Here is a 20532-nt window from a genome sequence, read left to right as displayed (position 1 = left end):
TGAAAGCCATCCGGGTTCAAGGTGATTCCCCCGATTTATACCAGCCACTGCCAGAGGCCGTAAAAGGCCACTCCGGCACCGAAAATAAACTGCGCTGCCAGTAACGCGCGGATCGCAAATGTGAACCGCACCAACCCGCCCCGTTCCTCGCTGTCGCGGGTAAATATACGCGCTGCCGGCGGCAGGTCTGCCTCCAGCAGTTTCAACCCCGGTTTGGCCATGGCCAGCAGTTGCCGGCTGCGGGCGTCCACCAGCCAGAAAACACAGCACAGAATCAGCACAAAGCCACCCAGCAGGGTAAGGATCAGCGGGTGGAAGCCTTTCTCAACAGCAGTAAAGATACCGCCCTCGGCAAAAATCGACAGGACAACAAAGAAATTAAACCCCTTCAGGCGCTGCTCCGCATTAAAGCGATAGTGCTCACAGAGATATTGCTGCTGGTTCAATGGTGTCATGTCTTCGTTCGCGGGGCTATCGGGGGACATGCAGGACATACTACCCGACAAAATAATCGAGCACACCAGTGCTCCTGGTTTTCGGGCAGCGATACACTTCAGTGTGAATGCACCGGCAGCGGGGTACCGCGATCAGTTGAAGCGTGAGGGCACCGAAATTTTTAAGGCGCGCTGCCGGCAGCGCGGATCCCGTCGACGCCCTGTTTTCTGGTCGGTAGTTCCTGCAGGCCTTCTTGATACCTTCCCTGCCTCCGGGCACAGGAATGCAATTCCGCTGCATCCCTCGATTCCGGGCACCGACCTCCAGCCGGAAAACAAAAAAAGCGAACCCCTGGGGTTCGCTTTTGCGGCCGGGCTACTGCCGGCAGGTAGCCAGCGCCAGTATCAGCGGTTGGCTCGCTGCTCGATCAAGTCCTCCACCACCGAGGGGTCCGCCAGGGTGGACGTATCCCCCAGCGAATCCAGCTCGTTGCCGGCAATCTTGCGCAGGATGCGGCGCATGATCTTGCCTGAACGTGTCTTGGGCAGGCTCGGGGCCCACTGGATGATATCCGGCTTGGCGATGGGCCCGATTTCCTTCACACACAGGTCGATCAGTTCCTGCTTGAGCGCATCGGAGGGTTCGTGGCCGGCTTTCAGCGTCACATAGGCGTAGATGCCCTGGCCCTTGATATCGTGGGGATACCCCACCACCGCCGCTTCGGCAGTGTCATCATGCAGGACAATAGCACTCTCGATCTCTGCCGTGCCCAGGCGATGGCCGGACACATTCAGCACGTCGTCGATACGCCCGGTGATCCAGTAATCGCCATCCGCGTCGCGGCGCGCGCCGTCGCCAGTGAAGTAGTAACCGGGAAAAGTGGAAAAATAGGTATCGATCATGCGCTGGTGGTCACCGAACACCGAGCGGATCATGCTGGGCCAGCTGGCCTTCATTACCAGGGCACCCTCGCCCTCCCCGTCGATTTCCCGGCCCTTTTCGTCCAGCAGTGCCGGCTGCACACCGAAGAACGGTCGGGTGGCGGAGCCGGGCTTCATATCCATGGCCCCCGGCAGCGGGGTAATCAGGTGGGCACCGGTCTCGGTCTGCCACCAGGTATCCACGATCGGGCAGCGGCCGTCGCCCACCACCTCGTAATACCATTCCCAGGCCTCCGGGTTGATGGGCTCCCCCACCGTACCCAACAGCTTGAGGGAGCCGCGGTCGGTTTTTGTCACGAACTCATCGCCGGCCCCCATCAATGCACGAATAGCAGTGGGCGCGGTATAGAAAGTATTGACCTTGTGCTTGTCCACCACCTCCCAGCAGCGGGAAGCATCCGGGTAAGTCGGCACACCCTCGAACATCAGCGTTATGGCGCCGGCACAAAGCGGGCCGTACACGATATAGCTGTGGCCGGTGATCCAGCCCACGTCCGCGGTGCACCAGAACACTTCCCCTTCCTTGTAATCGAAGGTGAACTTGAATGTCATGGTGGCCATGAGCAGGTAGCCGGCGGTGGTATGCAGCACGCCTTTCGGTTTGCCAGTGGAGCCGGAGGTGTAGAGGATAAACAGCGGGTCTTCCGCGTTCATTATCTCGGGCTCGCACTCTGCTTCCTGCTCCGCCACTGATTCCGCATACCAGATATCGCGCTTGCTGTCCCAGTCCACATTGGCACCGGTGCGCTTGACCACGATGGCAGTGTGCACATCCGGGCAGCTGGACAGCGCCTTGTCCACATTGGCCTTGAGAGGAATCTTGCGCCCCCCGCGAACACCCTCGTCGGCGGTGATCACCAGGCGGCAGTCGCTGTCGAGAATGCGGTCTTTCAGTGAATCGGGGGAGAAGCCGCCGAAGACCACCGAGTGCACAGCCCCGATGCGGGCGCAGGCAAGCATGGCATAAGCGGCCTCGGGAATCATGGGCATGTAAATACAGACCCGGTCGCCCTTTTTGACGCCGCGGGCCTTGAGCAGGTTGGCCAGGCGGCATACCTGCTCGTGCAACTCGGCATAGGTGATGTGCTTGCTGTCAGCGGGATCGTCACCCTCCCAGATGATCGCAGTCTGTTCTGCGCGCGCGGGCAGGTGCCGGTCGATACAGTTGACGGTGACGTTCAGCTCGCCATCGGCGAACCAGGCCGCATGGCCTTTCTTCAGGTCCTCTTCCACCACCCGGGTGAAGGGTTTTTCCCACTGCAGGAAATCCTTGGCCTGCTGTGACCAGAACCCCTCTGGGTCTTCCACGGACTGTCGGTATAACTCCTGGTAGTCCTCCGCACTGATATGCGCGTCGGCGGCAAATTCCGGGGGTACGGGATGAGTATGGACTTCGGACATCGTTTTCTCCCTTATTAGAATTATCGGGCTGTTGGCGTACGCCCTGGCTGACATGTCTCCAGAGGGTAGCGCATTGGCCGGCGGCAGAGCGGCTGCTGGGCACGCCGGCCAGTATCCCGACCTGTTATACCACTGGCAACGACAGGATGACAACGCTGTCAGCCAGCCTTCCAATCCATCATAACGCGCAGGCAAAAATGAATCCCGGTCGCCCACGGATTCACGTGCCATTTTTGCCGCTCGCTGGCACAATAAGCACCCATAAAAAAGTGATCACATTTTTGTGATTGGAGAATCATAAGAAGGAGTACCGGCAACATGGCCGTTAAACTGTTGCGAATCGAAGAGGGCGCCGGGGAGCGCGAGGCGGGCCCGGTGGCACCGGACAAATTGCTGGCGGGACAGCCGCAGCAACTTACCGAGCACTTTTTCACCAATTCCAGGGATAATTTTTTCTGTGGCATCTGGTCGTCTGATGCCGGTAAGTGGGAGCTCACTTACAGTGAGGACGAGTATTGCTACATCATCGAGGGGGAGGCAGTAATCACCGACAGCGATGGACACAGCGAGCGCGTGGCCACCGGTGATGCCTTCTGCATACCAGCAGGCTTCAGGGGCACCTGGGAGACCCTGGGATCGGTAAAGAAGTTCTACGCCATCTACGAGGAATAGCCCGCCCCTGGCGCCGGGCTCAGTTGCCAATCAGCCCCTGCAGGTGGGCCGCGACGCTGCGCCCCAGGGCACCCAGTGCGTAGCCGCCCTCCAGGGTGGATACAATGCGTCCCTGCGCATGGCGCCCGGCCAGTTCCCGCACCCGGTCGGTTACCCAGCGGTAATCCTCCTCGACAAAACGCAGTTGTGCCATGTCGTCCTCGATGTGGCCGTCAAAGCCGGCGGAGATGAATACCATCTGCGGCCGGAAAGCCTCCAGTGCCGGCAACCAGTCTTCTTCCACCACGCGACGCAGCTCGCCCCCCCCGGCACCGGGTGCCAGTGGTGAATTGATGATATGTGCCGGGAGGTCGCCGGTACCGGAAAACGGGTAGAACGGGTGCTGGAAACTGGAGCAGAACAGGTAGCCCTGCTCACCGCGCACGAAATCCTCGGTGCCGTTGCCATGGTGCACATCGAAATCGACGATCGCCACGCGCTCCAGGCCGTGGTGCTGGCGGGCATGGGCCGCGCCGATGGCGATATTGTTGAACAAGCAGAAGCCCATGGCGCGATCGCGTTCGGCATGGTGCCCCGGGGGGCGCACGGCACAGAAAGCAGAGGGTATTTCGCCGGCCATAATCCGGTCCACCGCCGCCACAGCCGCACCGGCGGCGTGCAATGCGGCCTCCAGGGAATCCGGGCACATGGATGTATCCGGATCCAGGATCTCGCGGCCATCACTGGGCGCCCGGGCGAAGATGGACTCCACATAGGCGGGCTCATGTACCCGCTCCAGCTGCGCCCGGGTGGCCGCCGGGGCCTCGAAGTGGCGCAGGACAAAATCCAGCCCGCTGCTCAGCAGCTGGTCCTGGATCGCGGCCAGTCGGGCGGGCCGCTCCGGGTGGCCCTCACCCATCTCGTGCAGGGAGCAGGCCGGGTGGGTAAAGAAACCGATGGACATGCTGCGCTCCTGGCGGTTGCTGCCTGAGGCCAAACGGGAAGAGGACCCCACTATGCCGGTTTTTCCCCACCGAGATCCAGTGCCAGCGTGACCTCATCCAGGTCTTCGCCGGGTATGGCCTGGAAGCCGCGATTCTCGAATACCGCCAGCATCGGGTGATTGTCCCGGCGCACACAGGCCACCATGCGGTCTATCCCGCGACTGCGGGCAATGCCCTCCATCTCCTCCAGTAGCGTGGTGGCTATCCCCTTGCCCCGGCGGCTCTCCTTGATCACGAATGCCACTTCGCAGCTGTTGTCGGCAGCAATGTAGTAATAGCGCCCCACTCCCTGGATCACCTCGGCCTGCCCCTGGCGATCGGTAAAACACAGCGCCAGGTCGCGGCGCTGGTCAACGCTCACAAGGCTGCAGGACTTTTCCCGCGACATCTGCGTCACGTGGTGGTTGTAGCGCATCAGCAGGGTCTCCTTGTTGTGGGTGTAGAAGAATTCCTGCAACAGGCGCTCATCCGCAGGCCGCAATGGGCGCAGGGTGTAGCGGATACCGTCAAAGGTAAACCGCTTCGATTCCACCGGCCCCAGTTCCGGCACCGAGGTGGGCGCCAGCTCCTGGTATTCAGGTACCCAGTAAAATTTCCGCACTTGCTCGAGCAGTTCGCGGCGGAACCTGGGGTGGGCAATGCGGATCAGCTCCAGGGCGCGCTCGCGGATACTCTTGCCGTGCAGCGACGCAATGCCGTACTCGGTGACAATGTAATGCACGTGGCCGCGGGAGGTAACGACCCCGCCACCGGGAGTAATAGTGGTCACGATACGGGAGTGCTGCCCGTCACGGGTAGTGGACGGCAGGGCGATAACCGGTTTGCCACCGCGGCTGAGGGCCGCACCGCGGATAAAATCCACCTGGCCGCCGATACCACTGTAGAACTTCCGACCAATGGAATCGGACACCACCTGCCCGGTCAGGTCTACTTCAATGGCACCATTGATGGAAACCATTTTGTCATTGCGGGCAATCCTGGTGGGGGAATTGGCATGTTCCGCCGGGTAGAACTCCACGTGCGGATTACCGTCAACAAAATCGTAAAGGCGACGCGTGCCCATGCAGAAAGTGGTCACGGCCTTGCCGCGGTGAAAGGTTTTCCTGCGGTTATTGATCACCCCACTCTGCATCAGGTCGATAATACCGTCGGATATCATCTCACTGTGCACCCCCAGGTCGCGGTGGTTGCCCAGGTAACGCAGTACGGCATCGGGGATCTTGCCGATACCCAGCTGCAGCGTGGCCCCGTTATCCACCAGCAGCGAGACGTACTGGCCGATCTGCTCGGTGACCTGGTCCAGCTCCGGCGGCTGTATTTCCGGAAGCTCCTGCGCCTGTTCCAGCCAGGCATCAATCTGCTGCACGTGCACGAAACTGTGGCCACTGGTGCGCGGCATCCGTGGATTGACCTGGGCCACCACCCTGCGGGCAAACCTTACTGCGGCCGAAACCACATCGACACTGACCCCGAGCGAGCAGTAGCCGAACTCATCCGGGGGGCCGACCATCACCAGCGCCGCGTCCAGGGGCAGGACCTGCTCACGGAACAGCTGTGGGATTTCCGACAGGAAACAGGGCGTGTAGTCGGCACGGCCCTCGGCAATCGCATCGCGCACCTTCTCGCCACCGATAAACAGTGAATTCACCTTGAACAGGTCCCGGTAGCGGGGTTCGGCCCACACGTTGTCGGACAGCGTGAGGATATGGGTGACCTCGATGTCGTGCAGGCCACGGCTGTGATCGATCAGGTCCGCCACCAGGGCGTTGGGAACAGCGGCATTGGAGCCGATAAAGATCCGGCACCCGGATTTCAGCAGGTCTGCCCAGGACACTGCCTTTCCGGATTTCGGGCAGGTAAGCATGACGGTGCCTGTCGGGTTGCGGGCAACAGGCAGATGGTAGGCTGGGGATTGCCGGCTCCCAAGGCCCCCAGATGGGCGGCGTGACTGGCGAATGGAACCCGCCGTGTATCCATTAGCTCTGGGGAATATGCCGCAGGAGCGGATCTTGTCTCCGCCCGTTCCCGCCCACCGCCCCGGCGAACACAGGGCTCGCCCCTACAGGGGCGGGGAGCAAATAAAGTTCAGTGGAGACGGGCCCGGGGGAGATCCGGGTGCTGGTTGATCCCCGGTCGCTTGCGGTGACTCAGGCCTCGGCCAGCTGCACCGGGATAGTGTTGGTACTGCGCTCGACGCGGTTGTGCTCGTCGAGGTAGACCAGCTTCGGCTTGAAACTGTCCGCCTCGGCTTCGCTCACCTGCGCATAGGAAGCGATGATGATGCGATCGCCCACCTGTACCCGGCGCGCGGCCGCACCGTTCATGGAGATGATGCCGGAGCCGCGCTCCGCCAGGATCACATAGGTATGGAAGCGTTCGCCGTTACTGACGTTGTAGATATCGATTTTCTCGAACTCGCGCAGGCCCGCCAGCTCTACCAGGTCCTGGTCGATGGCACAGGAACCGTCGTACCAGAGTTCAGCCTGGGTCACTGCCGCCATGTGCAGCTTGCACTTCAACATTTCGATCTGCATCGGGCTACCTCCCCTCAGAGTTCCAGGGAAACATTGTCGATCAGGCGCGCGGCACTGGTGTACATGGCGCCCAGGATGGTGATTTCGGTATCGTCGTGTGCGGCCGGCTCGAGGTTACGGCTGTTGCAGATGGAGAAATAGTCCACCTTGAAACCCGACTGTTCGATGCGTTTCCACGCCTCTGCCTCGAGATCGGCAAAATCGCGGCGCCCGCCCTCGATCTCCTCCTTTACCCAGTTCAGACACTGGTTGAGCACCGGTACCCGCGGGCGCTCCTGTGCCGTGATATAGCTGTTGCGGGAGCTCATGGCGAGGCCGTCGGGCTCCCGGTGTACCGGTGCCGGGACGATTTCCACCGGGATGCACAGGTCCTCCACCATGCGGCGGATCACCGCCAGCTGCTGGAAATCCTTGATCCCGAAGACCGCCTTGTGCGGCTGTACGATATTGAACAGCTTGGCCACCACCGTGGTGACACCCTCAAAGTGCCCGGGGCGGCTGGCGCCACAGAGCACATCGGTCATGGCCGGGCAGACGACGCGGGTCTGCTGGTCCATGCCGTTGGGGTAGATCTCGCTCTCCTCCGGGTGGAACAGGAAGTCGCACTCGGCCGCCCGCAGGCGCGCCATATCGTTTTCCAGCGTGCGGGGATACTTGTCCCAGTCCTCATTGAGGCCGAACTGCAGCCGGTTGACGAAAATGGATACCACCACCACGTCACAGTGCTGCCGGGCGGTCTCGACCAGCTGGATATGGGCATCGTGGAGGTTGCCCATGGTGGGCACGAAACCGATGGTCTTGCCGGCGCTGCGGGCCTCGGCCAGCGCCTCACGCAGGCTGGCCACATGGTGGAATACTTGCATCGCAATCACTTCAGGGGTAGCGAAAGGGGTCTCGAATAGCGCCGCATCATACTCGCTGGCTATCCGTTGGACAATATAAGCAGCGCCACAGAATCGCCCATCTCCGCCAAAAACGCGGCGAAAACACCCCTAAAAGCCGGCAGATTCGCCAAACCAGAACAATTCCTCGGTTTTATCCCCCGGTCCGCGCTGCCGCACCGCGGCAACCTGAATGGAAATCTGTGCATCGGTTCAGGAAAGATTCAGTCGCATCCCGTCACACTGTGCCCCACAGTACGAGAGGTGGCCCCCTGCGCCTCGATCGCACGATGGAGACAGAGCCATGAAAAAACTGATTACTGTAATCGCAGCCACCAGCCTGCTTCTGGCGGGCCCGGCGTTTGCTGACCGGGAAGGCCGTAGCGGTTTCCGCGGTTACCAGAAAGACTCCCAGCTGTCCGGGTCGGCCTTTGACGACGCCATGCGCAAGCACCGCCGCGCCGAGCGTGAGGACCACGGCAAGCGCCGCGGTGACCACAAGCGCAAGCGTCATGACCGCGGTGACTACGACGGTGATCGCCGGGGTCGCGGCCGGGGTGATTACGACGGCGATCGCCGGGGCCACGGTGATCGCTACAAGCATACCGGCAGGGGCCACGATGGCCACCCGGGACGCGGACACGACAAGCACTGGAAAAAACACGAGCGCAAGCACTGGAAGAAACACGAGCGTAAGCACTGGAAGAAACGCCACTACAAAGAGCGCCATTACAAGGACCGCTATTACACCAAGCGCCACTATCGCAAGCACCGCCACCACTGGCGCCCGTCACACTACCACTACGGTTACCGCTGGCGCCACCTGCCGCGCAACTATGTTCGCATCAGCCTGGGTGGCATCGGCTTCTTCTACAGTGACGGGATCTTCTATCGTCGCCACGATCACGGCTATGTAGTGGCCCGCCCGCCCATCGGCGCGGTGGTCACCAGCCTGCCCGGCACAGCGATTTCCCTGACCTTCGGCGGGCTCAATTACTACGTGGCCTATGACACTTATTACGTCTGGGATCACAGACACCGCGGTTACCGGATTGTCGAGAACCCCGGGTTCTATTGATCCCCCAGGCGACTCCATCAGCAGACCTGTAGCGGCCCCCGGGCCGCTTTTTTATGCCTGCCCGCTGCCCCTACCAATCCAGTCACCGATCCCTCCCGGCATTAATTTGCCCGGCGCCATAAAGTAACCAGCGCCACAAAACTGAAACTTCATTCATTTCTTGTCGGCGACCCGCAGCCCGGCGAAAAGATGCCGGCAGCTTGCCGAAGTGCGCTGTGTTTCACGCTCCTGTGCGCGCAAACCGGGCAGCATGGAGCCTATCCAGGCTCCTCCAGGGAAAGCTTTTCACGCCGACAAAACCGGCCGCGAAAAAACCGAATAAAAATTTAATTTTTCCGCTGTAAAAAAGCGGTTTTTTTGAATCTATAGTTATTGCTTTCGGAAAGCGATGGGCCCAAGATTCGCGCCCGAACAAACGCAACAGATAAGACGCCATGAAGCAGCAGCAGATAATAGACTGGACCCGGGAAGATTCCGCGGACCTGTATGGTATCCGCAACTGGGGGGCAGGATATTTCGACCTTAACGAGGCAGGCGAGATTACCGCGCAGGCACCCACTACTGATGGCAACACGCAGTCCGTGTCCATGCTGGAAATTGCACGGGGCGCCATGGAGCGCGGCCTGGGCATGCCGCTGCTTTTGCGCATCGAAAACCTGCTGGACGCCCAGGTTGCGCTGATCAACACGTCCTTCGCACGGGCCATCGAGCAGTGCGGCTACAACAATGTGTTCCGTGGCGTCTTCCCGATCAAGGTGAACCAGCAGTGCCAGGTGATCGAGGAAATTGCACGCGCTGGCAGCCCGTTCAATCATGGCCTGGAGGCGGGCAGCAAGGCTGAGCTGATTGCGGCGCTGTCGACACTCGACAATACCGAGTCCCTGATTGTCTGCAACGGCTACAAGGATGAGGAATTTATCAATCTGGGCCTGCAGGCACAGCGCCTGGGCGTGCAGGTATTTTTTGTGGTGGAGACACCATCGGAAGTGGCCACCATTATCGCCTGCGCCGAACGGGAGCAGGTGCGCCCCAATATCGGCGTGCGCATCAAGCTGGCCTCCAAGGTGGGCGGTTACTGGAATGCCACCAGTGGCGACCGCAGTATTTTCGGCCTGGGCAGTAACGACCTGATCGCCATGGTGGACCAGTTGCGCCACCACGATATGCTCGACTGCCTCAAGCTGCTGCACTACCACCTGGGTTCACAGGTACCGAACATCCGCGACATTCGCACCGGCGTTCTGGAAGCGTGCCGCTATTATGCGGACCTGGTGGAAGAAGGCGCCGCGATGGGCTACCTGGACCTGGGCGGAGGCCTGGCAGTGGACTATGACGGCTCCAAGACCAACTACACGCACAGCAAGAATTACTCCCTCGACGAGTACTGCGTGGATGTGGTGGAAGCGATCATGGGCACCCTGGACAGCGAGGGCGTGGCCCACCCGGTGATCATTACCGAATCGGGCCGCGCCACCGTGGCCTACTCCTCGGTACTGCTTTTCGACATCCTCGACACCACCCGCTTTGAGCCGGTGGAACTGGAACACACGAAAATCACCGAAGACGACCACCCGATGCTGCGTTATCTCCAGGATGCGGCTAACAATGTGACCGCAAAGAACCTGCAGGAGAGTTATAACGATGCCCTGTACTACCGCGATGAAGTGCGCTCGCTCTATCTGCACGGGCAGGTGAGCCTGCGCGAGCGCGCCAACGCGGAGAACCTGTTCCTGCAGGCGGCGCAGAAAATTCGCGCCCTGCTCGACGAGGCCGAGGAAATCCCGGTGGACCTGCAGGCGCTACCCGAGGTGCTGTCTGATATCTATTACGCCAATGTGAGTGTGTTCCAGTCACTGCCGGACATGTGGGCCATCGACCAGGTCTTCCCGGTCGTACCGATTCATCGCCACGATGAGGCGCCTACCCGCTCGGCGATCATCGCGGATATCACCTGTGACTGCGACGGCAAGATCGACCGCTTTATCGGCCGCCAGGAAGAACAGAAAACCCTGCCGCTGCACCCCCTGAAAGACGGCGAGGACTATATCCTGGGCGCCTTCCTCGTGGGCGCCTACCAGGAAACCCTCGGCGACCTGCACAACCTGTTCGGCGACACCAATGTGGTTAATGTACGGATCAACGGCGACGGCAGCGTCGATTACAACCGCGAAATACAGGGTGACAGCATTGCCGATGTGCTGAGCTACGTTGAGTACCGCCCGCAGGACATGTTCGAACGGTTCCGCAAGCTGGCGGAAAAGGCAGTCAAGGACGGCCGCATCAGCCCGCAACAGCGCAAGCAGATACTGCACACTTATACCGCCAGCATGAGCGGTTATACCTATTTTGAGAAATAGCCACGGGGCTTTTGAAAATAGCCATGGGCGCCGCCGGGGAAATAACCCCGGGCGCTCCCTGAATTAAGGCCTTTTTTAGTAACCGGGTAGCGGGCTACCAGAACAATTACCCTTACCCGGGCACGGAAATTAACGGAGGATTTGCATGGCCAACGTATTGATTGTCGGCGCCGGCGGCGTCGGCCAGGTAGTGGCACACAAGTGCGCCCAGGTCGAGGAAGTGTTCGAGCACATCACCCTCGCCAGTCGCACCAAGAGCAAGTGCGACAAGATAGCCGGGATGCTGCCGCGCAAGATTGATACTGCAGAGGTAGATGCGGACAACGTGAAGGAAATGGTCGCCCTGATCGAGAAGGTCAAGCCGGACATGGTGATCAACGTTGCATTGCCCTACCAGGACCTGCATATCATGGATGCCTGCCTGGAAACCGGCGTGCACTACCTGGACACCGCCAACTACGAACCACCCGAGGAGGCCAAGTTCGAGTACAAGTGGCAATGGGCCTACCAGGAAAAATTCGAGAAGGCCGGCCTGATGGCCTTGCTGGGCAGCGGTTTTGATCCCGGCGTCACCAGTGTGTTTACCGCCTATGCAAAAAAACACCATTTTGACCGCATCAAGACGCTGGACATCATCGACTGCAACGCCGGTGACCACGGCCTGCCGTTTGCGACCAACTTCAACCCCGAGATCAATATCCGCGAGATCACCGCCAACGGCCGCTACTGGGAAAACGGCGAGTGGATCACCACCAAGCCGATGGAAGAGAAGCGCGTGTTCGACTTCCCTGCGGGCATTGGCGAGAAGGACATCTACCTGCTCTATCACGAGGAGCTGGAGTCGCTTTCGAAGCATTTCCCCGAGATCGAGCGCGCCCGTTTCTGGATGACCTTCGGTGCCAGCTACCTGAAGCACCTGGAGGTGCTGCAGAACGTGGGCATGACCAGCATCGAGCCGATCGAGTTCCAGGGCCAGGAGATTGTGCCGATCCAGTTCCTCAAGGCGCTGCTGCCCGACCCGGCCAGCCTCGGACCGCTGACCAAGGGCAAGACCTGTATCGGCAATATCGTCCGCGGCAACAAGGACGGCCAGGAAAAGATCTACTACGTCTACAACATCTGTGACCACCAGGAGTGTTACCGGGAGGTAAAATCCCAGGCCATTTCCTACACCACCGGTGTACCGGCAATGATCGGTGCCAAGATGATGCTGGAGGGCAAATGGATGAAGCCCGGGGTGTGGAACCTGGAACAGCTGGACCCGGATCCCTTTATGCACGACCTGAACCAGTACGGCCTGCCCTGGCAGGAAACCTGGCTGGACGAGCCATTCCAGTAACGCCCTCCCACACACCAGCCGGGACCGCCGCTGTCGCCCCGTCACAGGGGGGCGGCGCCCGGCATGTAACAATGAGCACCTATGGACCTGACGCCCCGCAAAGATTATTTCGGTAATTTCGATCCCTCCCGGGTTCCCTCCCCCTGTTTCGTGGTGGACGAGGCGGCACTGCGGGACAACCTCGCTGTGCTGGCCGATGTGCAGGAACGCAGCGGCGCCAGAGTGCTGGCCGCGCTGAAGGCTTTCTCCATGTTCCGCACCGGGCATCTCATCGCCGAGTACCTGAGCGGCACCTGTGCCAGCGGCCTGCACGAAGCGCGCCTCGGTTACGAGGAGTACGGCGGTCGCGACCAGGGTCGTGAGGTGCATGTTTTCAGCGCCGGCTACAAGGAGGACGAGCTGCGCCAGATCCTTGGCATTGCCCACCATGTGATCTTTAACTCCTTTTCCCAGTGGAAGCGCTACCGTGCCCTGTGCCTGGAGGCACAACAACAGCGCCCGGAGCTACGCTTCGGCCTGCGGATCAACCCCGAGCACTCCGAGGGCACCAACGCCCTCTACGATCCCTGCGCGCCCTGCTCGCGGCTGGGAATCCCGCGTGCGCTGTTCGAGGACGAGGACCTGGCCGGTATCAGCGGCCTGCACTTCCATACCCTGTGTGAACAGGATTTCGCCCCGCTGGCGCGCACGATTGCCGCGGTGGAGGAGAAGTTCGGCGAGCTGATACCCCGGATGGAGTGGATCAACTTCGGCGGCGGCCACCACATTACCCGCGGTGACTACCAGGTGGATGCGCTGGTGGATGCCGTGCGGGCCTTCTCGGCACGCCATGGCGTGCAGGTCTACCTGGAGCCCGGCGAGGCCATCTCGCTGTTTTCCGGTGTGCTGGTGGGCGAGGTAGTGGACCTGGCATGGAACGGCGTCGACCAGGCAATCCTGGATGTATCTGCCACCTGCCATATGCCCGACACCCTGGAAATGCCCTACCGACCCGACATCACCGGTGCGGCACGCCCGGGGGAACTGCCGCATACCTACAAGCTGGGCGGCCAGAGTTGCCTGGCCGGCGACAGTATCGGCGAGTACAGTTTCGCCGAGCCCCTGCAGGTGGGCGACCGGCTGGTGTTCGAGGAGATGGCGTACTACACCATGGTCAAGACCAACACTTTCAACGGCATTCCACTGCCAGCCATCGCGCTGTGGAATTCGTCTACCGACGCGCTGGAGATCGTGAAGGAGTTCGGCTATGAGGACTTCAAGGGCCGCCTCTCCTGACCGCCAGTGCGCAGGTGGCCGGCCAGCCCGGCGCAACCCGTTAACCCAATCCGCCCCGAAGGGACGAGCAACAATGCTTTCAGACAAAGATTACCCCATCTTCCTCGGCTCCGAGATCGACCAGCCCCGCGCCGAGGATGCCCTGTTCCATATTATCCCCATCCCCTATGAGGAAACGGTGTCTTACGGTGGCGGTACCGGCAAGGGGCCGGCATCGATCCTCGAGGCCTCCTGGCAGCTGGAAACCTTTGATAATTTTTCCTCACCCTGCGAGCTCGGCATCCATACCCGCTCGCCGGTGAATGTTTCCGGCACACCGGAACAGGTGATGGAAAACATTGCCGCCGCTACCCGCGAGGTGCTGGAACTGGGCAAGATGCCGGTAGGAATTGGCGGTGAGCACTCTGTCACCTGGGGAGTCATCAAGGGCCTGCTGGATGCAGGGGTGGAGGATTTCGGCGTGGTCCAGATCGATGCCCACGCCGACCTGCGCGACCGCTACGAGGGCCAGAAGCACAGCCACGCCAGTGTCATGCGCCTGGTGGTGGAGGCCGGTGTGCCACTGTTCCAGCTGGGCATCCGTGCCTACTGCGAGGAGGAAATGGGGGCGCGACAGAAGTACGGGGTGCACTACCTGGATGCCCACGAGCTGGTACCTGCCAATGTCCAGGAGTTTGCGCTGCCCGAGGACTTTCCCAGCAGGGTGTTCTTTACCCTGGACGTGGACGGGATCGACCCATCGGTCTTCCCCTCCACCGGCACCCCGGTCCCCGGGGGGCTCGGCTGGTACCAGACGCTGAACCTGTTCGAATCGGTGGCCCGGCAGCGGGAGATCATTGGTTTCGACCTGCTCGAGTTCGCCCCCATCGAGGGCTTCCACGCCTATGACTTCGCCGCCGCCCAACTGCTCTACAAACTGATGGGTATTGTCCAGCGCAACCGGCAGTGACCGGGGGTTTCCGGGCGGAGCAGGCAACAATTCTTAACAAATGGCCATGGCGCCGGGCCAATGAAAGGGGTTAAAATTTAAACTAATGTAAGTACTCGCTTCGCCGGAGAAGCCATGAAATCGTTGAAAACGACGCTATGGGTGGCCGCCGTGGTGGTGCTGACTGCCTTTGCGTTTGCCCCCGCCGCCGACGCCCGCGGCGCCGGCTACGAGCGCCACGGCTACGGCCATCATCACTTCAAGCGCCATCACCACGGCCCCCGCCACTGGCGCGGCAGCCACGGCCCGCGAATCTCGCTGGGGCTGACCTTCCCGGTACTGCCCCATGGCTTTGTCAACCTGAGTGTCGGTGGCAGGCCCTTCTACTACCACGGTGGCCATTTCTACCGCCACGGTCCGGCCGGTTACGTGGTGGTCTCCGCCCCCCTGGGTGCCTCGGTGGTCTCCCTGCCGGGCAGCGCCGTGCGGGTGGAAATCGGTGGCGCGATCTTCTACCAGTACGCCGACGCCTTTTACCAGTGGCATCCCGCGCGCCGGGTCTATGTGGTTGTCCCCCCGCCCGCCGGGGCCAATATAGCGGCACCCGCGCCACTCGCGCCACCCGTGCCACCCGTGCCCGCAGCCCCGATAAAAGGCGGCAGCGGGCCGGTCAAGGGTGGCACTGGCTACGCACCGGGAGAAGTCCTGGACAGCCTGCCCACAGGCTACACGGCGGAGATTATCAACGGGGTCCAGTACTACCGCTACGGCGACCAGTACTTTATGCCCACCCAGCGCGATGGCCAGGAGGTCTACGTAGTGGTGCAGTTATAGGGCAGACCGCACAGCCAGGTGATTACGGCTGTGGATATGACAGGGGCGATCCGGGTGGATCGCCCTTTCTGTTTCAGGAGGGGGAAACGGGGCGTCAGTCGTCGCCCTGGTAATACTCCGGCGCCAGGTTGTCGAAGCGCGTGTACTTGCCCACGAAGGCCGCGCGGCAGGTGCCGATCTCGCCGTTCCGCTGCTTGCCGATAATCAGCTCCGCCATCCCCTTGTCGGGGCTGTCCTCGTTGTAATACTCGTCGCGGTAAATAAACAGGATCACGTCCGCGTCCTGCTCGATTGCACCGGATTCCCGCAGGTCAGAGTTCATCGGCCGTTTGTTGGGGCGCTGCTCCACACCCCGGTTCAGCTGTGACAGGGCGATGACCGGGCATTCGTACTCTTTCGCCAGCCCTTTCAGGGAGCGGGAAATCTCCGAGATCTCCTGGGTACGCCCCTCGGTGGCCCCCTTCACCTGCATCAGCTGCAGGTAATCCAGCATGATCAGGGCCGGCTGGCTCTTCGCCTCGGCGTCCTCACGGCTCATCTGCGGATTCTCCCGCAGCAGCTTGTTGGTGTGATCGCGCACGGTGCGCTTGGTCCGCGCCCGCACCTCACTGGGGGACAGCGCGGGGGTGTCATCGATATACAGGGCCTTGCCCTTCATCTTCTGCACCGCACTGGAGAGCTTGGGCCAGTCATCTTCCTGCAGTTTGCCGTTGCGGATACGGCCCTGGTCGATGCGCCCGATCGAGGACAGCATCCGCATTACCAGGGAGTCGGAGGGCATCTCCATACTGAACACGAGCGTCGGTCGCTCCTGGCTGAGCATCGCCGTCTCGATAAAGTTGAGTGCCAGCGCGGTCTTGCCCATGGACGGGCGCGCGGCGAGGATGATCAGCTCGCCGGGCTGCCAGCCGGAGGTGCGCTGGTCAAGTTCGGTGAGGCCGGTCCCCAGGCCGGTGAGGTCGCCCTCGGTCTTGAAGAGTTCGTCGATCCGCTCGACGGTCTTTTTCAGCAGCGCGTCGACACCGACAAAGCCACCGTCCTTCGCCCGCCCCTCGGCAATTTCCGCCACCCGGCGCTCGGCCATCTGCAGCAGGTCCGCCGAGGCCAGGCCGCCGGGGTTGAAGCTGGTACGACTGATCTCGCCAGCAGCGGCAATCAGCTGGCGCAGCATCGAGCGCTCACGCACGATCTTGGCGTAGGCGACGATGTTTGCCGCGGAGGGGGTGTTCTCGGCCAGTTCAGCCAGGTAGGCAGGCCCGCCGACGTCTGCCAGCAGGTCGCGACTGGCCAGGGCCTCGGCCAGGGTGACGATGTCCAGCGGCTGTTCCGCGTCCGCCAGCTGGGTCATTACGCCAAAGATCACCCGGTGACTGGCGACAAAAAAGTCCTGCTCGCCCAGCTGCTCCGCCACACTATCGATGCGGCTGGAATCCAGCATCAGGCCGCCCAGCACCGACTGCTCCGCCTCTACAGAGTGCGGCAGGGGCGAGGTCTCCTCGGTCTGCAGTTCTTCTTCCGCTGCGGCGTATTCTTCGTTCATTGCAATAACTGACTACCAGAAACAGATCGGGCGCTGGACCCACAGGGAATCCAGCGCCCGATTGTAGCGCGACTGGGCCGCAGATGGGCATCCCATTGGAGTGAACCAGGTTCACCCGGGAGAATGCCCGGCCCGGCGGGCGAACCGCAGGGGCCGCCCGGCCGCCAGATAAGCGCGTGGCGCTTATTCTGCGACGATCACAACCTTGACGGTGGCGACAACGTCAGCGTGCAGCTGTACGTCGATGTCGTACTCACCGGTCTCACGCAGGGTGCCTTCCGGCAGGTTGACCTCGGCCTTGGCCACTTCAACGCTGTCGGCAGTAATTGCCTCGGCGATGTCACCGGCGCCCACGGAACCGAACAGCTTACCCTCATCGCCGGCATTGGCGGTGATGGTAACAGTCAGGCCGGACAGCTTCTCGGCACGCTCCTCGGCAGCCTTCACCTTCTCGGCGGCGGCAGCTTCCAGCTCGGCGCGCTTGGCTTCGAACTCGGCGATGTTGGCGGCAGTAGCACGGATGGCCTTGCCAGTGGGCAGCAGGAAGTTGCGGCCGAAACCGGCTTTGACCTCAACGCGGTCACCCACGTTGCCCAGCTTGCCTACTTTATCGAGCAGAATAACTTCCATCTCGGTTTCCTCAATTTCAGTATTGTGCGGCCCGTTCCTACTTGTTGGCGGAACGCCCGCGAATATCAATCCAGCTATCGATCAGCGCCAGCCCACACAGGAACCCGGCCAGCGGCAGTGCCGCGATTACCAGCGCCACATACATGGCCACCAGTGGACCGCGCCCCCAGCCCCGCTGGGCTACCAGCGAGTGGATCAGCGCAATGCCGGCCAGTACCAGCGGGAAGGCGACCACTGCGCCCCAGAAAGCCAGCCCCGGGGTCAACAGGCAGAATACCCACAGCAACATGGCCGTCGCCGCCAGCGGCAGCGGCATGCGCAGCTGGTGGAACTCCTCACGCAGCCCGCCAGGGTTGTACAGCAGCGCCTGCCACCAGCGGCCCAGTACCAGCGCCAGGGTGGCGGTAATCGCCGACACCAGTGCCAGGTAACCGGTGGCCAGGGCCTCACTGTTGAAGACCTGGCGCAACTGGTCGGCCTGTGCACCACCGGATTCCGTGGCAGCCTGCAACAGGGTCTCCAGCAGGCCACCGCTGAAATGCGATGTCGCCAGGATTCCCGCTGAGGCTACTGCGGTGAGCACCACCAGCCCCGACGTCCAGGAGCGGGTCCCGCGCAGTGCCAGGGCACCACAGAAGACCGCTGCCAGGTGCGTGGCTCCCAGGCCTGTCATCAGCGGGGAAAAGACCCCGCTCATGCCACCGGCAACCACCGGCAACAAGGCCCAGACCAGCACCATCAGGCCATCGTTGGTCCCCTTGCGCAGGCTCACCAGGGCCAGCGCTGCCGGGCTGATCAGGGGGATACCCACCATCGCAGTGAGCACCGCCCGCACGCGCCCGCGCATAATAAACTCAGCCAGGGCGCGCATATTTAGATAGCTTCTCTTGTAACGATTCTAAGCAAAACGGCTGCTTAGGCTTCGTGGCTGTCCGTGTACGGCAGCAGTGCCAGGTAACGAGCGCGCTTGACCGCAGTGGCCAGCTGGCGCTGGTAACGGGCCTTGGTACCGGTGATACGGCTCGGTACGATCTTGCCGGTTTCGGAAACGTAGGCCTTCAGGGTATCGAGATCTTTGTAGTCGATACGCTTTACACCTTCCGCGGTGAAACGGCAGAACTTACGACGACGGAAAAAACGTGCCATCTGGTAACCCCCTTACTCTTCGCTTGCCTGGTCGGAAGATTGCTCTTCGCTGGGCTTGGATTCGCCGGAAGACTTGTCGTCCTTCTCGGCGCGCTCGCGGCGCTCACTGCGCTCGGCACGGGCGGCCTTGCGCTCGCGGCTCTCTTTTTCCGCCTTCATGATCGGGCTCTCTTCGGTGATCGCTTCATCTTCGCGAATCACCATATTACGCAGCACGGCATCGTTGTAACGGAAGTTGGTGGTCAGCTCTTCCAGAGCTTCTTCGGTGCACTCGACGTTCAGCAGAACGTAGTGCGCCTTGTGGATCTTGTTGATCGGGTAGGCGAGGCGGCGACGGCCCCAGTCTTCCAGGCGGTGAACCTGGCCACCGCTGTCCTTGATGGTGGCGGTGTAACGCTCCACCATGCCGGGTACCTGCTCGCTCTGGTCCGGGTGAACCAGGAATACAATTTCGTAATGACGCATTTTTGCTCCTTACGGGTTAAACAGCCTCCCGGACAGTCCGGTGAGGCAAGGAGAGCGACGGCCCTGTTTGCGGGGGCACATCGCGGGCGGCGTATTCTATGCACTTGCCACCCTGGTTGCAAGTTGATCAATCGATCCAGCATACCCTCAGCCACCCCCGGGGCAAGTGGCCAACCGGTTTCATCTTTCCAGTCATGTCAGCATCCGCCGACCGGGGGTAACTTACTCCCCTCCACCCCGGAAACTCAGGAGCTGCCATGGCACCCAGCCAGGAGATACTCGATCACCAGTTCGGTCCCTTCCGGGTACCGGTCATGCTTCGCAGGCCCCGCGGCGACGCCCCGCTGCTGCTTGTGCTGCCCGCCCTGGGCGTGCCCGCCTCCCGCTACCAGCGCCTGCAGGAGAGCCTGGCGGAAGCCGGCTACAGCAGTGCGGTCACCGAGCTGCCTGGCACCGGGACCAGCCGGCCGCGCCCATCGCGGCGCTCGGACTTCGGTTACAACGACCTGGTGCACGGGTTCCTGCCTTCATTGCTGGAGCGGCTGGGATTGCCGACGGCAGTTCTCGGCCACAGTATCGGCGGCCAGGTGGCGACACTGGCTGCGAGGGAGGGGCTGACGGGACAGGCGCGTATTGTCACGGTCGCCGCGGGACACCTGCATTTCCGCTGCTGGCAGGGCAGCATGCGTATGAAAGTGCTGGCCCTGGCGGGGCTGGCCTGGGGCAGCGGCCACCTGCTGGGCTATTTCCCCGGCCGGGTACTGGGTTTTGGCGGTCGCGAGGCGCGCGGGGTAATGACGGACTGGGCAGCCTCAGTATTCAGCGGACGCTTCGCGCCGGAGCGGCGGCAAACTGGTGAGAACCGGGCAGGACCCTCCCTGCACCTGGCCATCAGCGGCGATGACTTCGCGCCACCGGCGGCAACTGCGCGACTGGCCTCGTTGCTGGGGGGCGAGGTACGCCACCTCGACCTACCGCTGACCGGCGGCAACCCGCACCTGAGCTGGCTGCGGGCACCGGACGCCATCGTTGCGGAACTGCAACGCTGGCTGGAATAAAGCCGGCACGCTTCCCTGTGCGCCGGGAAAAACTG

19 protein-coding genes are annotated in these 20532 nt (G+C 61.8%); 8 read left to right on the top strand and 11 right to left on the bottom strand.

Annotated elements, in window-relative coordinates; all coding sequences use genetic code 11:
- Positions 1–35 precede the first annotated feature (35 nt).
- Both LVE68_RS12465 and acs read right to left on the bottom strand, forming a co-directional pair.
- Complete coding sequence (locus LVE68_RS12465; RefSeq protein WP_232940730.1) at positions 36–455, bottom strand: hypothetical protein; 420 nt, start codon at positions 453–455, stop codon at positions 36–38.
- 384 nt (positions 456–839) lie between these two features.
- Positions 840–2777 carry an acetate--CoA ligase gene (acs, locus tag LVE68_RS12460; RefSeq protein ID WP_232940729.1) on the bottom strand — a complete coding sequence of 646 codons (1938 nt, stop codon included), beginning with the start codon at positions 2775–2777 and terminating at the stop codon, positions 840–842.
- A gap of 318 nt (positions 2778–3095) precedes the next feature.
- Between acs and LVE68_RS12455 the strand changes: the two genes are divergently transcribed.
- Entirely contained in the window at positions 3096–3449 is a 354-nt protein-coding gene (locus LVE68_RS12455) for a cupin domain-containing protein (RefSeq protein WP_232940728.1), read from the top strand.
- 19 nt (positions 3450–3468) lie between these two features.
- Here LVE68_RS12455 and LVE68_RS12450 read toward each other — a convergent pair whose 3' ends face one another.
- The 4 genes from LVE68_RS12450 to panC all read right to left on the bottom strand — a co-directional run bounded on the left by LVE68_RS12450 (position 3469) and on the right by panC (position 7829).
- A complete protein-coding gene (locus tag LVE68_RS12450) occupies positions 3469–4392 on the bottom strand; it encodes a histone deacetylase family protein (RefSeq protein WP_232940727.1) in 924 nt (307 codons plus the stop codon).
- A 50-nt stretch (positions 4393–4442) separates the two neighbouring features.
- Positions 4443–6266 (bottom strand): bifunctional acetyl-CoA hydrolase/transferase family protein/GNAT family N-acetyltransferase, encoded by a 1824-nt coding sequence (locus LVE68_RS12445; RefSeq protein WP_232940726.1) that lies wholly within the window; start codon positions 6264–6266, stop codon positions 4443–4445.
- A 313-nt stretch (positions 6267–6579) separates the two neighbouring features.
- Complete coding sequence (gene panD, locus LVE68_RS12440) at positions 6580–6966, bottom strand: aspartate 1-decarboxylase (protein WP_232940725.1); 387 nt, start codon at positions 6964–6966, stop codon at positions 6580–6582.
- 14 nt (positions 6967–6980) lie between these two features.
- A complete protein-coding gene (gene panC / locus LVE68_RS12435; RefSeq protein ID WP_232940724.1) occupies positions 6981–7829 on the bottom strand; it encodes a pantoate--beta-alanine ligase in 849 nt (282 codons plus the stop codon).
- A 322-nt stretch (positions 7830–8151) separates the two neighbouring features.
- Between panC and LVE68_RS12430 the strand changes: the two genes are divergently transcribed.
- The 6 genes from LVE68_RS12430 to LVE68_RS12405 all read left to right on the top strand — a co-directional run bounded on the left by LVE68_RS12430 (position 8152) and on the right by LVE68_RS12405 (position 15658).
- Positions 8152–8925 carry a DUF6515 family protein gene (locus LVE68_RS12430; protein ID WP_232940723.1) on the top strand — a complete coding sequence of 258 codons (774 nt, stop codon included), beginning with the start codon at positions 8152–8154 and terminating at the stop codon, positions 8923–8925.
- A gap of 434 nt (positions 8926–9359) precedes the next feature.
- Positions 9360–11282 (top strand): biosynthetic arginine decarboxylase, encoded by a 1923-nt coding sequence (gene speA / locus LVE68_RS12425; protein WP_232940722.1) that lies wholly within the window; start codon positions 9360–9362, stop codon positions 11280–11282.
- A 145-nt stretch (positions 11283–11427) separates the two neighbouring features.
- The gene (locus tag LVE68_RS12420; RefSeq protein WP_232940721.1) at positions 11428–12621 is read left to right on the top strand and encodes a saccharopine dehydrogenase family protein; all 1194 of its coding nucleotides are present in this window, start codon (positions 11428–11430) and stop codon (positions 12619–12621) included.
- An 81-nt stretch (positions 12622–12702) separates the two neighbouring features.
- Positions 12703–13896, top strand: coding sequence for a carboxynorspermidine decarboxylase (nspC, locus tag LVE68_RS12415; protein WP_232940720.1), 1194 nt, complete (start codon positions 12703–12705; stop codon positions 13894–13896).
- 73 nt (positions 13897–13969) lie between these two features.
- A complete protein-coding gene (speB, locus tag LVE68_RS12410) occupies positions 13970–14845 on the top strand; it encodes an agmatinase (protein WP_232940719.1) in 876 nt (291 codons plus the stop codon).
- Between the two features lie 114 nt (positions 14846–14959).
- On the top strand, positions 14960–15658 hold the full coding sequence (locus LVE68_RS12405) for a DUF6515 family protein (RefSeq protein WP_232940718.1): 699 nt from the start codon (positions 14960–14962) through the stop codon (positions 15656–15658).
- A gap of 94 nt (positions 15659–15752) precedes the next feature.
- Here LVE68_RS12405 and dnaB read toward each other — a convergent pair whose 3' ends face one another.
- The 5 genes from dnaB to rpsF form a co-directional block, all read right to left on the bottom strand.
- Complete coding sequence (dnaB, locus tag LVE68_RS12400) at positions 15753–17198, bottom strand: replicative DNA helicase (protein WP_232940717.1); 1446 nt, start codon at positions 17196–17198, stop codon at positions 15753–15755.
- Between the two features lie 183 nt (positions 17199–17381).
- Positions 17382–17828 carry a 50S ribosomal protein L9 gene (gene rplI, locus LVE68_RS12395; RefSeq protein ID WP_232940716.1) on the bottom strand — a complete coding sequence of 149 codons (447 nt, stop codon included), beginning with the start codon at positions 17826–17828 and terminating at the stop codon, positions 17382–17384.
- Positions 17829–17865: 37 nt separating this feature from the next.
- On the bottom strand, positions 17866–18699 hold the full coding sequence (locus LVE68_RS12390) for a hypothetical protein (protein ID WP_232940715.1): 834 nt from the start codon (positions 18697–18699) through the stop codon (positions 17866–17868).
- Between the two features lie 44 nt (positions 18700–18743).
- The gene (rpsR, locus tag LVE68_RS12385; RefSeq protein WP_091514984.1) at positions 18744–18974 is read right to left on the bottom strand and encodes a 30S ribosomal protein S18; all 231 of its coding nucleotides are present in this window, start codon (positions 18972–18974) and stop codon (positions 18744–18746) included.
- A gap of 12 nt (positions 18975–18986) precedes the next feature.
- Positions 18987–19439 carry a 30S ribosomal protein S6 gene (gene rpsF, locus LVE68_RS12380; RefSeq protein WP_232940714.1) on the bottom strand — a complete coding sequence of 151 codons (453 nt, stop codon included), beginning with the start codon at positions 19437–19439 and terminating at the stop codon, positions 18987–18989.
- A gap of 257 nt (positions 19440–19696) precedes the next feature.
- Here rpsF and LVE68_RS12375 point away from each other — a divergent pair, with 257 nt between their 5' ends.
- Positions 19697–20497: an alpha/beta fold hydrolase gene (locus LVE68_RS12375; RefSeq protein WP_232940713.1), complete on the top strand. Its 801-nt coding sequence runs from the start codon at positions 19697–19699 to the stop codon at positions 20495–20497.
- Positions 20498–20532 lie beyond the last annotated feature (35 nt).

This window comes from Microbulbifer sp. YPW16 (genome assembly GCF_021290385.1).
GTDB classification, from domain to species: domain Bacteria; phylum Pseudomonadota; class Gammaproteobacteria; order Pseudomonadales; family Cellvibrionaceae; genus Microbulbifer; species Microbulbifer zhoushanensis.
Note: the sequence above shows the minus strand (reverse complement) of the source record. Positions and strands in the feature narration are given on the sequence as shown.